The following is a 13,789-nucleotide window of genomic DNA, read 5'->3' as shown; positions in this document are numbered from 1 at the left end:
CACACACCTTAATGCCCATGCGCGGACCCTGCGCTCGCTTAGGCGAGGGAACTTAATTCGTCACGTTCCGTGGGCAGCCCGACGCCGCGGAACCAGCCGTAGGGATTAGCGGTGACGCCCCAGCACTCGTCGTTGTCGACGATCGCCGCCAGGAAACGACGCTGGTTCTCTGACGGCGAAGCACCGGGCGCATGGCCGTTCGGAAAAGCGCGCACAAGCAGCGGCCCCCAATCGGAGCCGACGGTGTGGGCATTGGTCATCCGTGCCACCGCGACCGCTTCGTCCACAATCTCGTCGAATGTCGCGGTGCGGCGCAACAAGGCCTCGACGAGGGCGAACCGCATCTGGCCCCAGATTTGGGGCGGGTTCTCGTCGAAGATTTCATCCGCGGCGTGTGGGTCACGCAGTGCTGCACGGATTTCCTCAAGAGCCCCTGGTACATCATCGTGCGCCGGGCTCAACGCCGCGCAGATTCGCACCCCGAAGTGCTCGTCGGTCAGGAACATTCCGGGTGGTATACCCCAGGCGCCGACCGTGAGCGCGATGCCCGCTCGTTCCACCGGCGCCGCGTCAGCCGCCCGGCGCAACAAGCGCTCGGCAGCCGCGGGGCGGAACTCCGCCAGTTCCGGGGCTTGCAGCAGCTGGGCCATGGCATTGGTGGCCTCTTGGCGTACTACCGCATCCGGGTCATCGAGAAATGGTGCGACACAAGCGTGCAAGTCGCGCCGAATGGCCCGGCACGCCTCGATCGCGCCGGCACCCTCGTCCTCGAGGTCGACGTCCGGGTCGAGTTCGCGCCATGCTGCGGCCGCGGCGACACGAGCGAGCCACTCGAGCAGCGCCGCCCGCACCGGCCGTTCGCGATCATCCCAGGGCAGCGTGGTGTCGCACACGAAGAGGGTGCGTGAGTCGCCGAGGATCGCCGCCACGAACAGCGCCGCCGGAGCTGTCGCGGAGTAGATCGCGTCCTGATGCAGGACTACTGCGTCGAGGAAAGCGATTGCGTTGCCGCATAATTCGGCATCCTCAGTGAGCAGATGCAGCAATTCGAACGGCGCCTCATCGGCTCGGCCGTAGGCGTGTTCGAGGCTGCTCCAATCCGTGTCCTCCAGCAGACTCTGTGGCGACTGCACGGTGTCACGCTACGCCTCACCAACGTCGCGCCCACCGGCACCGAACTTCCGGCGACCGACGAACACTTCGCAGACCCGGCCGCGATGCCAGGTGCCGGCGTGCGCTCTCACCGTGGCAGGGTGATCGTCCGTGTCGCAAAACCGCGGCCTCACCCGCCGATCATCTCGGCGATTGCATAGACCGCCGTGTCGGCGGACGGGATCGACGGCTCGCGGCAGCCGGCACCTTCGGTGATTCCCGGACGCGCCGTGGCATTGCGAGAAGCATTGCGCGACAGCGCTAATGGCGTGTTGACCGCCGGGGAAAACGCGATGGTGGCGGAATGGCTCGATCGCCTGGCCGATCGGCCGAACGGGTAGCTCAGCGAACCGGAGAGAACACCGGTAGCACCCGGTATTTCGCGGTGAAGCTCGCTTCGCGGTATTCGTCGCCGACCTCGCCGTCGTGCGCGATCACCGTCGGTGCGTCAACGGCCGTGAAGCTGAATTCGGGCACCTGCAGCTCGTGGTAGAGCGGGCTGCGCTGCAACCGACCGAAGGCGAGCGCGGTCAGGATCCTGGTCGTGGCGAACCGGCGGCCGGATTCGAGAATGCGCACATCGATCAGACCGTCGTCCATGCGAGTTCGACGCGACGGGGCGAATCCCGTTGGCAGATAAAGCGAATTGCCCAGAAAGAACAGCGACGTCAGCAAGGTCTTGTTGTCGTAGCGGATGCGGACGGGCTGATCGTTGCGCAGCGTGTGCAGCATCGCGTAGAAGCCGGCCAGCGGCTTGCCGATTCGTTTCTCCAGCTTTTCGCGCTGCTGCACGAACGCCGGATACGCGCCGATGCTGGCGGTGTTGATCACCATCCGACTTTCGTTGAGGCGCACCAGATCAACGCACGCCACGCTGCCGCGACGGATCGACTCGACCGTTTTGCCGACGGTGTCGCAGCCGATGTCCTTAGCGAAGTGGTTGAACGTTCCGGCCGGAAAGACAGCCAGCGGGAGCCCCGCCTCGACAGCCACCGCCGCGGCGGTAGCCACGGTGCCGTCGCCGCCGCCGACCGCGAGCACCTCGGCGCGCGCAGCGGCAGTGCGCAGCACTTGCTCGGGGTCATCGTCGGGACCGAGCTCGACGATCTCGGCCTTCGGCAACTCGGTGCGAACCTGCGAGATGACGCGAGCACCGGTGCCGCTGCCCGAGGCCGGATTGACCACGAACACCACGCCGGCGCCGTCGGGCCGTTCCGGCGTGTCGATGCGCAGTGGTTCGGATTGCGGCAGAGCGGTTTCGGCGACGGGTGGGACCAGCTTGCCGCCCAGCACAGCGATCCCGGCACCGACGCTTAGCCCCGCCACGACGTCGCCTGGGTAGTGCGCGCCGGTCGCCACTCGCGACAGCCCGACCAGCCCGGCCAGCAGCGACAGTGCGAAGCCCAACGGCGGACTCTCCAGGCCCACGCCGACCGCGAATGCGGCCGCGCTGGCCGAGTGTCCCGACGGGAACGAGTTGGATGTCGGGCGGCGGTGGGCTCGTCTGACCACCGGCACCGATTCGTAGAGCGGTCGCGAGCGCCGGCGGATTCGCTTGGCGATCTGATTGGTGAACAAGCTCGTCACGCCGAGCGTCACGAGCCCACGCGTCGCGCCGCGCTGCGCGCCGGGCTTCCTGGTCGCGAGCAGCCCGGCGGCGATGAAGAACCACAGCTTGGAGTGGTCGGCCGCTCGCGTCAGCGGCGGCATCAGCGTGTCGAGCAGTGGCGTGGGGGTTTCGGCCACGGCGACGAACAACTCGCGATCAAGGGTGCCCAAACCCCGGGTGATCTGTTTGACTCCACGCGCGCGTTGCCAGGGCCCCCTGCTCATTCGCTACACCCTAGCGGTGCGACTGATAACAATTGACGGACTATGGCCAGACGACCGGCGGCGGACCATCACCTGAAGTGGCTGGCCAATGCCGAACGTCTGGGCGTGCCCGCCGCGGTCACCTCCGCGATCGCGGAGCAACACGGAATCACGCACGAGAGCTTTCGGGTCCTGGAAGAACTGGCTGAGATCACCGATCCGGATGGCAAGTCGTTCTTCCTGATCCCTCCGGGCACCACCGGCGACACGGCGCGCACGGCCACGCTGATGACCTACATCCTCAACGCGGGCAGCGGCTACGGCGCCCCGACCGGCCCGCCCACCGACTTTCCCGCGACGCCGTACTCCGCCGACGAGGTGCAGCGAATCGTCGATCGCCAGCACGCGAACAGCTGGAGTTACGACGAGGACGTCGGGTTTGTCGACCGCAATGGCGGACGCCTCGTTACGACACCGAACGGCATGCTGATGGGCTTGGGCGGCAACTGGATTCAGCGGCTGTTCAGCCAGCAGGGCGGCACTGCGTGGGGTGACATCTTCATGGTCAACGTCGCGGTCGACGCCACGGACTCGACCGCCCGACGGCTGCGCCAGATCGTCGAGTCGGGGCACGCGTGGTACACCGATCGCAAGGGCCGGCCCGTGGAAAGCGCTCTCGCGCTGGACCGGGTACTGCACCACGAGGAGCTGCATTCTCAGCAGTGGGCCGCCAAGGGCCACTCCCGGATGATCGTTGCCTATCTGTGGGAAGTGGCCCGCGACAGGCTGTTTGGCAAGACGAACCGGCTCGAGGAGCAGGCCGGCCTGGCCGATGGCGGCTACCGATAGCCGCTGGAGCGCCCGTGCTACAGGGCGCGGATTCCGTTGTGCAGCACCATCAAACCGATCAGGACCAGGATGGCCGCCATCAGTGCGGCATTGTGCTTCTCCATCCAGTCCCGGACGCGCTCCAGGAAATCGTCGAGGCGATGGCCCGCGGCCGCATAGGCCAGGATCGGGATCGCGACCGTCGACGCGGACACGGCGACGAAGACAATGCCGGCCGATAGCTTGTCGACACCGTCGAGCTGACTGGTGCCGATGGCCAAGCCGGCGGCCACGTTCATCAGCAACACCTCGACGCGGACCACCGTCAGGACCAGTCCGGTGATGGCGGCGCGCCGGGGGCGCATCGTGGAAAAGTGCCGCATCCAGGCCGGGGACTCGGTGGAGCGGTGCCGGGTCAGCCACCGATAAATCCCGAACAGGATCAGCGCGGAGCCCAGCACCACTCGCATCCAGGACGCCCACGTCGGTGGCGACGACTTGTGCATGTCGCCGAGCCCGTCCGAGCCCGCCACGAAAATCACGGTCTGCGCCACCAGCCCGAACACCCAGCCGCCGAGGAACGCCAGTCCGGCGGGCCGCGGCTGCGGTGCGTGCAACACCAGGACGGCCGGGATGATCGACAGCGGAGAAACGGCGGTAACGAGCGCCAGCGGGATGAGGGTGGGTAACAGCGAGCTCCAGCTTCCTGCCACGGGCAGCAATCCTCTCATCGACATCGTCAGCGTGCTACCGCACGAGCCGCGCGCATTGTCCGGGCCGTAGCTGAACACGACCCAGGTGGTTGTATGTGAATTGCAGCGCGACGGGGAAAACAGTAGGGGACGATCAGGTGGCTCGGATTCATCTTGGGCACATTTTTCACCTCGCCGGCACCTATGTACGGGGCCGCCGGCTGTAACCCGCACCGCCGCTAGCCCTTTCGCCGCTAGCCCTTTCGCCGCAGCGTCCAGGCCGGTATCCAGTGCGTCACGGTTTTCTGCTTGGACCCGTAGGCGATTGGATAGGTCACCAGTCCCCACCAGTCGCCCTGCTCGCACAGACCCCAGCAGCTCAGCCGACCTTCGACGACCTTGTGCAGCTGCAGACCGTTGGGCTGATACCGGCCCGAGCGATGTGGCTCGCGAGGAAAAAGCACCGTCAGGTCGATCAGCACCGCGATCGGCGGGCGCACCACCCGAAATGGGTCGCGGACCGGCTGTCCGTTGTACCCGATCGACGCGAGCGGCCTCATTGTTCGATCATACGTTCGAAAAGTGAAGGTCTGGTTGCGTCCGGTCGATTTGCCCCTCAGCGCCCCCGCAAATCGATATAGTTCGCCTCGCAAGCGACCGCGACAACCGGGAGATCCGCATGATCAGGCTTATCGCTACGGGCGTACTGGCCTTGGGCGGGCTGATGACCACCGCGGTGGGCGTGGCCAATGCCGATGAGATTCAGGTCGACGGCGTCTATTCGACCCTGGGAGCATGCGAAGCCGACGGCCCGCATGTCGAGATCGCCCAGAACGACCACCTGTACACGCACTGGGACTGCCGCCAGCACGGCGACGGCCTGTACTACCTGTACCTGACCAACTAGCAGGCGCGCCCGGGCAGAGTCCGGGTTTGCTTCTGGCACCATAACGGTGTGTCAGGGCGTCGCGTGCTGGACCCGCTGATCGTCGGCGTACTGGCCACCGCGGTAAGCCTTGTCGGCGCCGGCCGTCCCTCGTTCTGGTACGACGAGGCCGCGACGATTTCGGCGGCGTACAGCCGCTCTCTCGCTCAGCTGTGGCAGATGCTGGGCAACGTCGACGCCGTGCACGGCCTGTACTACCTGCTGATGCACGGGTGGTTCCAGCTTTTCCCGCCTACCGAGTTCTGGTCGCGCGCGCCGAGTGGTCTGGCCGTCGGAGGCGCTGCGGCCGGAGTCGTGGTGCTGGGCAGCCAATTTTCCTCTCGCACCGTGGCACTGGCCGCCGGGGTGATCTGCGGGATCTTGCCGCGGTCGACGTGGGCCGGGATCGAGGCTCGGCCGTACGCCATGTCGATGATGGCCGCGGTGTGGCTGACCGTCCTGTTCGTCTACGCGACGCGCCGCGACAGCGCCCGTATCTGGGTGGCTTACGGTGTCGCCCAAGCGATTTCAGTCGTGCTCGACGTGTACCTGGTGTTGCTGCTGCCGGTTCACTTCGCGTTCGTCTGCGCGTTCCTGCGCAAGCGAACCGTCGTCGCCTCCTTCGTCGTCACGGCGGTTCTGGCGAGTTGTGCCGTGGCGCCGTTTCTGTTCGTGGCCGCGGGGCAGGTGCATCAGATCAGTTGGGTCGCGCCGATCGGACACCGCACGATCGAGGACGTGACCGTTCAGCAGTACTTCGAGCGGAGTCCACCGTTCGCGGTGCTGTCGGCTCTGGTAGTCGCGACAGCCGCTGCCGTGTGGCAGTGGACATCGGTGAAACTCGTTGCGGCAGATCGGCAATTGCTGACGCTGGCGGTGGCCTGGCTGCTGATACCGACCGCGCTGATCGTGGTGTGGTCGGTGCTGCTTCACCCGATCTACACGCCACGCTACCTGTGCTTCACTGCGCCGGCGATCGCGCTGGTCCTGGGCGTCTGCGTCGGCGCATTGGCTGCCAAACCATGGGTGGCGCCAACCATCGTCAGCCTTTTCGCGGTCGCCGCGGCACCGAATTACTTATGGGTGCAACATAACCCGTATGCCAAGTACGGCATGGACTACAGCCAGGTAGCGGATCTGATCACGGCCAACGCGGCGCCGGGTGATTGCCTGCTGATAAACGACACTGTGACGTTTATGCCCGCCCCCATGCGCCCCTTGATGGCGGCGCGCCCCGATGCCTACCGCAAGCTGATCGACCTCACACTGTGGCAACGGGCCACCGATCGCCGGGATGTCTTTGACACCAACCTCATCCCGGAGGTCGTCGCCGCGCCGCTCGGCCAGTGCCGGGTGGTGTGGATCATCACCCAAGCCGACGAGTCGATGCCCGCCCACGAGCAGGGTTCCGCGTTGCCGCCGGGCCCGCGCTATGGCGCGACGCCCGCGTTCGCGGTCCCGCATGACCTGGGTTTCCGGCTCGTCGAGCGCTGGCAGTTCAACCTTGTTCAGGTGTTCAAAGCGACGCGGTGATCACCAGACGCGGATGTAGTCGATCAGCATGGACGCCGGGAAGACCCCGCCGGCGGGATCGCCGGCACCGACACCACCGACCGCCAGCGTGAACATCGGCGTCATCCAGTAGCCGGGATTGTTGAACGGCCAGCGCATGTCCTCCGGCGGGTTGCCGGCGACGTGGATCGGCTTAGGCGGAACCTTGAAGTACTCGGCGCCGTCGCGCGCGAACGCGAATCCCTTGTCGTCCCAACGCATCCGCCAGGTGTGCCAATCACCGTCGACCAGGCCGGGGATCGATTTGCCTTCCCAGGTCTTTCCGTTGGATGCCGCGTGGACGGTGGTACCCGGCGCCCATTCGCCGTTTCCGTACCACTCGAAGATGTCGACCTCGCCGTCGGGCAGCGGGTCCTCGTTGACCGTCCAGAACGACGGCCACAGGCCCGGGGTCAGGCAATCCAGCTTGATCTTGGCTTCCCAGGTGGTGTTGATCATCCCGCGCCAGTTGCCGCGCAGTTTGCCGCTGTAGTAGGTGTTGGCCAAGAAATCGTGTGTGGCGCGCAGGACCAGGTTGGAGTGCCCGTCCTGGAACACGTTTTGGCGGTCGTTGCGATAGATCCCCTCGACCGGTGGGTAGACGTCGTCCTGCCACGTCTGGATCGTCCACTTGCCCGGGTCCGGGGCCGAGCCGGCCGGGCCGTCGAACTCGTCGGAGAACAGGTAGGGTCCACCCGGCCCGGCGGCGGGTGCGGCCGGCGCCGCCGGGGACGCCAGTGCTTCGGGGAGAGGCATCGATGCCGCCGCTGCCAGCATGCCGAGCCCTGCCGTCATCAACATGCGGCGACGATCCATATGTACTACCACCCATCGCTAAAAGCCGGAGCTCCGACTTGGCACGGTTCCCCCCGGCCAACTCCCGCAAACGGTGTTATACAACCATGCGCGCCGATGGCGTGCATCCCGCGCCCGGGCCTTAGCCGACACGCACCCAGTCGACCAGCATTTCCCGCCGGGCAGGTAGCGCTCCGAATCCGGCCAGCAGCATCGTCGCGCGACGATCATTAGCTGGCCCTTTCGGTTCAAGGGGTGCCCGCAGCATGAAGCAGTTCTTTGAGCTGGCCTTGCTGCTCAGGGGTAAGCCGCGTCAAAATTCGCTCTTCGGCTCGTTGGACCGCGGCGTCGGCGCGCTTCAAAAGCGCCTTCCCGCGCCGCGTCAGCTGGGCCGGCATCGCCCGGCCGGCGGGGATCCCCGCCCGGCGGCTCAGCGCGCCGCGTTCCTCGAGCGCGCGTAGCACCTGGTTGGCTGCCTGCGCGGAGACGTGGGTACCGCGGGCGAGCTCGGCACTAGTGAGTCCGGGGCGCTCGGACAAAATCCGCATGCATACGAATTCGGGCAGGCCGAGCCCGAGCGGCGTGAGCTCGGCCGCCATCTGGGGTCGCAACGACGACACCACGCGGTATAGCAGAAACCCCAGGGGCTCGTCGTGGCATGCACTCATGCTTCACATGCTGACATGCGCCCGCGTCGTTCATCGCACCGAACCATCAACTTTGTTGACATTGTCGCTGCGGGTGGTATCAAGGAGATTGATACTCCAATACGAAAGGAAGACAAGGATGTCTGGTGGATTTTTTGGCGGCTTTGGTGGGCCCGGCGGTTTCGGCGGTGGCCCAGGCGGTTTCGGTGGCTTCGGTGGCGGCTGGGGCAAGCACGGCGAGGGTCATGGCGGCCCCGGTTTCGGCGGCGGCTTCGGCCCGGGCGGTGGCCGCCCTCCGCTCAAGCGCGCGGCGTTCGTCACCGCGGCGTTGTTGCTCGATGGGCCGGCTGATGCCGCGCAAATCGTGCAGCGGGTGACCGACGCGACCGAGGGAGCATTCACCCCTCCGCAGGACGTGGCCGAGCTTGCCATCGGCCTGCTCGCCGGCCGCGGCGTGGTGACCGTCGACAACGGCGTCGCGACCCTGACCGAGCTCGGCAACAACCTGCTGGCCTGGCGCGGCGTCAGCAGCGAGACCGCGCACGCTTTCCTGGGGCGGGCGGCCAAGTTCGGCGACGCCTTCAAGATCCGCAGGGAACTGGTCGAGATCGCCGGGCTGGCCCGAACGATCACCTGGACCGGCACCGACGAGCAGAAGGAAAAGCTCGCCGAGGCCCGGACCAAAGTGCTGGAAGCCGTGCGCGAGGCCAAGAAAACGCTGCACCGGGTTCTCGGCGAGGACTAGCGGGCTGGGCCAGCGTGCGCCGACGGCGTTGCGTGTGCGTTCAGGGCGGCGACACGCCGGGCGAGCACGCCGTCGGCGCACGCTGACAGCCCCATATGCACGGTGCCGTCGAGCCCTCAGCCGGATGCAGGCTCGCTGATCTTGACCAGCGTCTTGCCGATGTTGGCTCCGGTGAACAACCCGTTGAGGGCGTCGACGCACGACTCGATGCCCTCAAAGATGGTCTGGCGGTGCTTGAGTCGGCCTTCGGCCTCCCATTGGCGCAGTGCCGCAAAGGCTTCGTCGAAGCGGCCCCATTGGTCGAGGGCGTTGAAGCCCTGCATCAGCGCGGTCTTCGACAGCAGGTTCACATAGTTCGCCGGACCGGGGTGTTCACCGGTCAGGTAGCTGGAGATGACGCCGCAGAGCACGACGCGCGCGTTGTTGGCGAGCCGGCCGAGCACCGCGTCGAGGATCGGCCCGCCGACGTTGTCGAAATAGACGTCGACGCGTTTCGGGCAATGCTGCTTGAGCGCGGTCGGCACGTCCTCGTTCTTGTAGTCGATGCAGGCGTCGAAACCGAAGTCCTCGATCACGGCCCGGCACTTCTGCGGCCCGCCGGCGATGCCGACCACCCGGGCACCGGCGATCTTGGCGATCTGCCCGGCCACCGATCCGGTGGCACCCGCCGCCGCCGAGATCACTACCGTCTCACCGGCCTTGGGCTTACCGATGTCGGTCATGCCGAAGTAGGCGGTGGCCCCGGTCGGGCCGTAGACCGACATGATCGCGAGCTGATCGTCCTCGCCGGGAATGGGCGTGCTGAACACGTCGTCGCGGATGATCACGTATTCCTGAAAGCCGGTCAGTGTGGTGATTACGTCGCCGACGGCGTAGGCGTCGCACCGCGACGCGACGACTTCGCCGATGCCGGCGGCCCGGATCACCTCGCCGAGCTGCACCGGCGGCAGGTAGCTGGGCTGGTCGTTCAGCCAGGTCCGGACCGCCGCGTCGAGGCCGACGTAGGTGGTTCGGACCAGCGCCTCACCGTCGCCGGGTTCGGGTGCCGGCCGGGTGATCAGCTCGGTGTCGTCGGGCGCAACCAGCCCGGTCGGACGACGGCGAAGGAGGATCTGGCGATTCGGCATGTCGGGCACGGTGCTGAAACTACCGATTCAAGCCGAAACTTCCTATGAGACGCCTCTGGTGGGAGCATCTGTCCCATGGAATCGCAGGACGACCCGGAGAAGCGGATCCGGGACCTGGAGCGCCCGCTGGCCGAGACCGCGCGCGCTTCCGAATTGGGCGGCGCAGGACAGGGCCAGGCCTACCCGCCGCCGCCCGCCGGCCCGGTGCCATCGCCGTCCTACGGCGCACCACCGCCGCCACCGCCCATGTATGGGTATGGCGGCCCGTACGGGTCCTCGCCGAAATCCTCCGGCAACCGCATGTGGTGGATCGTGGGCACCGTCATCGTCGTCGGCGTGCTGGTGCTCGCCGGCGTCATCGCAGCCTTTGCCGCACACCAGCTTTCCACTGTCCGGTCGATCATCTCGTCGGAGGTGACGACCACGCCGGCGACGACGTCACCCCGCACGACCCGCAGTCCGCGGCCGTCGACCAGCGCGACGAGCCCGACCCGCAGTTCGGCTCCCTCGACATCGCCGCTGCCGCCGCAGGGCGCGCCGCTCGACGTGTCCGGCATCGACGAGAACAAGACGATCGCGTGCAACGACAACGTGGTTACGGTCAGCGGGATCAACAACACGATCGTGATCACCGGCCACTGTGCGAGCCTGTCGGTGTCCGGCATGAAGAACTCGGTCACCGTCGATTCCTCCGACACCATCGAAGCGTCCGGGATGAACAACCAGGTGACGTTCCACTCGGGCGCACCGAAGATCTCCAACTCCGGCGTCGATAACGTCGTCACGCAGGGGTGACGGGTCAGTCCGCGGCCATCGCGTCGGCCACTTAGCCCTCGAATCCGACGTCTTGCGCCCTGTCCCGAAAGCGTTGCGGGAGATGGTGATAGCCGGTCTCGTCGCCACGGACTCGCGCTGGCGTCACGTCTGAACCCTAGGCGGAATCCCGGTTAGTGGAAACGCCCCGAAATCGGCAACTTATGTCTGCTCTTCCGCGTCGTCGTCGAGAACGCCGACCGCGATGCCGTAGGGCAGGAAGCGCACCTTGCGCTTGGGGTCGACGTTGTTCTTGTTGGCCCGCAGCGCGTCGAGCTCACTTGCATACACCTGTTCGACGTGCGCGCCGCCCGTGGCGTCCACGGTGTAAATCGCCCAGACGCCGTCGCCGGCCTCGCCTGCGGTTTCCGGCTCGGACCGGGGCCGCCGTGACAGGTCGTCGAAGAACGCCGAAAAACCGCTGCGGGCGCCCGGAGCAGCAGCAAACCTGCCGATCCGCTCGAACACGTCGCGCAGTCCCTCGCTGCCTTCCCTGATCACCCGATCGAACTCTTCGGGATCGAACCCGAACGGACCATGCTCGCCCACGTGGCCTCCTAGCAGCTCGTAGCGTTAGTACCCAGTGTGCGCCCCCGCACGGTGATGCGCCACGGACTTTGCTCCCGGCCGAATCCCACCGCTAATAGCCCGGGCCCAGGAACGGGTTCTGCGAGTACCCGCCACCGCTGGGGGGATAACCGCCCCCGTAACCACCACCGGGATACTCCCCGGGATATTGCTGAGCCGGGTACTGCGGAGCCGGGTTCGCCGGTGCCTGACTGGCCGGCACCTGGATCGGGATCGGCACCGGCAGCAGCGGAACGTGGATCCACTGCGTGGTCATCGGCACCGTCGTCGACGTGGGCGTCGTCGACGTGGGCGGTGGCGGAGGCTCGGTGGTCGGCGTCGTCATGGCCGTCGTGGGCGGCGGCGCGGGCTGGGAAGTCGGCGTCGTCTGTGGCGGCGGCGGACGGTGCGTGGTGTGCACCGGCGGCGGCGCCGTGGTCACCACGACGGGCGGAGGCTCGGGCGACGGCGAAGGTTCCGGCGGCGGCGGCGCAGGCGGCACCGAGCTGGGCACCGGCGCGGCGGTGGGCGGCGGAGGCACCGCGGTGGGCGGGACGGGACTGGGCACCAGGGTGCTGGCCGGCGGCAGCGGCACGGGGACGACGGAGGGCGCGGGCGGCGCCTGGCGGTTTTCGATCCCGGTCAGCGTGTACGCCACGCCGCCGATCGCGGTCATCGCCACTAGCGCGAACATCCCGACGACCAACTGCGACAGCCGGACCCGGCGCCACGCCCGCTCCCGGGGCGGCTCGATCACGTTCAACCGCATCGACCAGCCGCCGGGGTTGCTGTCTTCGTCGAACGCCTCGGGTGTGTAGGGCACCCGGATGTCGCCAGGGTATTCGGTTTGCGACCAAGCCAACTCGCGGTCGGTGAGCGCTTCCTCGTCGATCACCAACAGGTCGCCCGCGGGCAGTTCGATGATGTCGTTGCCCGACGACGCAGCGAGCAGACCGATCGATGTGCGGGTGCGCAGGTCGACTTCCTCGCCGCGGGCGGCCAGCAACAGCGCGCCGGCGGCGGCGGCGAATGCGGGTTGCGCCGGTGACATGACCGGTCGGCGGCTGTGCACCGAAAGACGTTCGTTGACAAGCGGAATGCAGGCACCGCCACCAACAGTGATCACAGCGGAAAGGTCGTTCCAGCCCTTGCGGTGCCGGCACAACATGTCGTCGAACGCGTAGATGAGCCCGGTAAGCCGATCCTGGATCAGGTCACCCAGCTCGTCGCGGGTGAACTTCATGGTCGCCCGGCGCCCACCCAGCTCGGCCGCGAATTCCGTTGTGCGTTCCGTGGATAGCTGCTCCTTGGCGGTACGGCACTGCTCCCGAAGGCGAGCGAGTTGCCCGACCGCGGCGGTGCTGGCCGGATCGATACCGCTGCCGTGTCCCAGTTCCTCGAACACGCAGAGCAATAACGCCGCGTCGATCTCGTCACCGGAGAAGTCGGTGTAACGCATTGTGGCGCTGATCGGTTTGAAGTCGCCCGCGAGATCTATCAGGGTGGCCGACGTACCCGAGCCGCCGAAGTCGAGCAAGCCGACGACACCGGTCGCGGCGAGGCACAGCTCGGCGTTCGCCGCGGTCAATGATGCGATCGCGTCCGAAACCAGGCGCGGTGCCATACCGCTTCGCACAAAGCCCAGATGCGTGCGTAGTGCGTTGCGTAATGCCTGTGCGGTGCCCGGTTTCCAGTGTGACGGAACAGCGATCGAGATTTCCGAAGAGCCGGCGTCCGCACCGGCCGCCAACACCATCGCGTCCAGTGCTTCGACCATCAACAGGTCGGGGTCGTGAGCGGAGCCATCGACGGAAACCAGTGCCACCGAGTCGCCGACACGGTCGACGAACCCGCTCATCAACATGCCGGGCTCGGTGAGCTGCGGGTTCTCTTCGGGTAGACCAACTTTCGGTGCGCAGTGCGGGTACAAGGTTAGTACCGCTCGCCGTGAAACCGGCTGGTTTCCGTCACGCGCTGCGACCAGGTTCGTGGTGCCGATCGACAACCCAAGTGGGTCGTACATAGAGCGAATGCTTTCGTCTATAGGGGTCGGTGGCCAGCGTTAACGATAGCCGCCGACACGCGCAAAGCCGATGGCTTGCAATGCCATTGGTATCGCCCCGATGCGGTTGTGT

14 protein-coding genes are annotated in these 13,789 nt (G+C 66.8%); 5 read left to right on the top strand and 9 right to left on the bottom strand.

Annotation, left to right across the window (positions count from 1 at the left end; genetic code table 11):
- Window positions 1–38: 38 nt before the first annotated feature.
- Together MJO58_RS02750 and MJO58_RS02745 are read right to left on the bottom strand one after the other, a co-directional pair.
- The gene (locus tag MJO58_RS02750; protein WP_239721945.1) at window positions 39–1,133 is read right to left on the bottom strand and encodes a hypothetical protein; all 1,095 of its coding nucleotides are present in this window, start codon (window positions 1,131–1,133) and stop codon (window positions 39–41) included.
- Between the two features lie 361 nt (window positions 1,134–1,494).
- Window positions 1,495–2,985: a bifunctional phosphatase PAP2/diacylglycerol kinase family protein gene (locus MJO58_RS02745; protein WP_239721944.1), complete on the bottom strand. Its 1,491-nt coding sequence runs from the start codon at window positions 2,983–2,985 to the stop codon at window positions 1,495–1,497.
- Window positions 2,986–3,027: 42 nt separating this feature from the next.
- Between MJO58_RS02745 and MJO58_RS02740 the strand changes: the two genes are divergently transcribed.
- The gene (locus MJO58_RS02740; RefSeq protein ID WP_090599056.1) at window positions 3,028–3,813 is read left to right on the top strand and encodes a hypothetical protein; all 786 of its coding nucleotides are present in this window, start codon (window positions 3,028–3,030) and stop codon (window positions 3,811–3,813) included.
- Between the two features lie 17 nt (window positions 3,814–3,830).
- Here the strand turns inward: MJO58_RS02740 and MJO58_RS02735 are convergent, their stop codons facing one another.
- Both MJO58_RS02735 and MJO58_RS02730 read right to left on the bottom strand, forming a co-directional pair.
- On the bottom strand, window positions 3,831–4,523 hold the full coding sequence (locus tag MJO58_RS02735; protein WP_090608372.1) for a GAP family protein: 693 nt from the start codon (window positions 4,521–4,523) through the stop codon (window positions 3,831–3,833).
- 215 nt (window positions 4,524–4,738) lie between these two features.
- Window positions 4,739–5,044, bottom strand: a complete 306-nt coding sequence (locus MJO58_RS02730) for a hypothetical protein (RefSeq protein WP_239721943.1) — start codon at window positions 5,042–5,044, stop codon at window positions 4,739–4,741.
- Window positions 5,045–5,163: 119 nt separating this feature from the next.
- Here MJO58_RS02730 and MJO58_RS02725 point away from each other — a divergent pair, with 119 nt between their 5' ends.
- Together MJO58_RS02725 and MJO58_RS02720 are read left to right on the top strand one after the other, a co-directional pair.
- Window positions 5,164–5,391 (top strand): hypothetical protein, encoded by a 228-nt coding sequence (locus MJO58_RS02725; protein ID WP_090599046.1) that lies wholly within the window; start codon window positions 5,164–5,166, stop codon window positions 5,389–5,391.
- 48 nt (window positions 5,392–5,439) lie between these two features.
- Window positions 5,440–6,942: a glycosyltransferase family 39 protein gene (locus MJO58_RS02720; protein WP_239721942.1), complete on the top strand. Its 1,503-nt coding sequence runs from the start codon at window positions 5,440–5,442 to the stop codon at window positions 6,940–6,942.
- Here the strand turns inward: MJO58_RS02720 and MJO58_RS02715 are convergent, their stop codons facing one another.
- Together MJO58_RS02715 and MJO58_RS02710 are read right to left on the bottom strand one after the other, a co-directional pair.
- Complete coding sequence (locus MJO58_RS02715; protein ID WP_090599037.1) at window positions 6,943–7,776, bottom strand: glycoside hydrolase family 16 protein; 834 nt, start codon at window positions 7,774–7,776, stop codon at window positions 6,943–6,945.
- A gap of 227 nt (window positions 7,777–8,003) precedes the next feature.
- A complete protein-coding gene (locus MJO58_RS02710; RefSeq protein ID WP_090599033.1) occupies window positions 8,004–8,423 on the bottom strand; it encodes a MarR family winged helix-turn-helix transcriptional regulator in 420 nt (139 codons plus the stop codon).
- Window positions 8,424–8,541: 118 nt separating this feature from the next.
- On the opposite strand from MJO58_RS02710, the gene MJO58_RS02705 reads away from it, so the two are divergent.
- Window positions 8,542–9,147, top strand: a complete 606-nt coding sequence (locus MJO58_RS02705; protein ID WP_239721941.1) for a hypothetical protein — start codon at window positions 8,542–8,544, stop codon at window positions 9,145–9,147.
- 116 nt (window positions 9,148–9,263) lie between these two features.
- Here the strand turns inward: MJO58_RS02705 and MJO58_RS02700 are convergent, their stop codons facing one another.
- Window positions 9,264–10,283, bottom strand: coding sequence for an NADP-dependent oxidoreductase (locus MJO58_RS02700; protein ID WP_090599024.1), 1,020 nt, complete (start codon window positions 10,281–10,283; stop codon window positions 9,264–9,266).
- A gap of 66 nt (window positions 10,284–10,349) precedes the next feature.
- On the opposite strand from MJO58_RS02700, the gene MJO58_RS02695 reads away from it, so the two are divergent.
- Window positions 10,350–11,069: a DUF3060 domain-containing protein gene (locus MJO58_RS02695; protein ID WP_239721940.1), complete on the top strand. Its 720-nt coding sequence runs from the start codon at window positions 10,350–10,352 to the stop codon at window positions 11,067–11,069.
- 180 nt (window positions 11,070–11,249) lie between these two features.
- On the opposite strand, the gene MJO58_RS02690 is transcribed toward MJO58_RS02695, so the two are convergent.
- The gene (locus MJO58_RS02690; RefSeq protein ID WP_090599018.1) at window positions 11,250–11,636 is read right to left on the bottom strand and encodes an Rv0313 family protein; all 387 of its coding nucleotides are present in this window, start codon (window positions 11,634–11,636) and stop codon (window positions 11,250–11,252) included.
- A 91-nt stretch (window positions 11,637–11,727) separates the two neighbouring features.
- A complete protein-coding gene (locus tag MJO58_RS02685; protein ID WP_239721939.1) occupies window positions 11,728–13,677 on the bottom strand; it encodes an Hsp70 family protein in 1,950 nt (649 codons plus the stop codon).
- Window positions 13,678–13,789: the final 112 nt, after the last annotated feature.

It is taken from the genome of Mycobacterium lentiflavum (genome assembly GCF_022374895.2).
Classification (GTDB): domain Bacteria; phylum Actinomycetota; class Actinomycetes; order Mycobacteriales; family Mycobacteriaceae; genus Mycobacterium; species Mycobacterium lentiflavum.
The sequence above is the reverse complement of the archived record's forward strand: the minus strand, read 5'-3'. Positions and strand labels throughout refer to the sequence as shown.

Excerpts from the sequence above, each read along its gene's own strand:
- MJO58_RS02695 (WP_239721940.1), top strand. The coding sequence starts at position 10,350 with ATGGAATCGCAGGACGACCCGGAGAAGCGGATCCGGGACCTGGAGCGC.
- MJO58_RS02715 (WP_090599037.1), bottom strand. The coding sequence starts at position 7,776 with ATGGATCGTCGCCGCATGTTGATGACGGCAGGGCTCGGCATGCTGGCA.
- MJO58_RS02735 (WP_090608372.1), bottom strand. The coding sequence starts at position 4,523 with ATGAGAGGATTGCTGCCCGTGGCAGGAAGCTGGAGCTCGCTGTTACCC.
- MJO58_RS02685 (WP_239721939.1), bottom strand. The coding sequence starts at position 13,677 with ATGTACGACCCACTTGGGTTGTCGATCGGCACCACGAACCTGGTCGCA.
- MJO58_RS02740 (WP_090599056.1), top strand. The coding sequence starts at position 3,028 with ATGGCCAGACGACCGGCGGCGGACCATCACCTGAAGTGGCTGGCCAAT.
- MJO58_RS02730 (WP_239721943.1), bottom strand. The coding sequence starts at position 5,044 with ATGAGGCCGCTCGCGTCGATCGGGTACAACGGACAGCCGGTCCGCGAC.
- MJO58_RS02725 (WP_090599046.1), top strand. The coding sequence starts at position 5,164 with ATGATCAGGCTTATCGCTACGGGCGTACTGGCCTTGGGCGGGCTGATG.
- MJO58_RS02705 (WP_239721941.1), top strand. The coding sequence starts at position 8,542 with ATGTCTGGTGGATTTTTTGGCGGCTTTGGTGGGCCCGGCGGTTTCGGC.
- MJO58_RS02745 (WP_239721944.1), bottom strand. The coding sequence starts at position 2,985 with ATGAGCAGGGGGCCCTGGCAACGCGCGCGTGGAGTCAAACAGATCACC.
- MJO58_RS02710 (WP_090599033.1), bottom strand. The coding sequence starts at position 8,423 with ATGAGTGCATGCCACGACGAGCCCCTGGGGTTTCTGCTATACCGCGTG.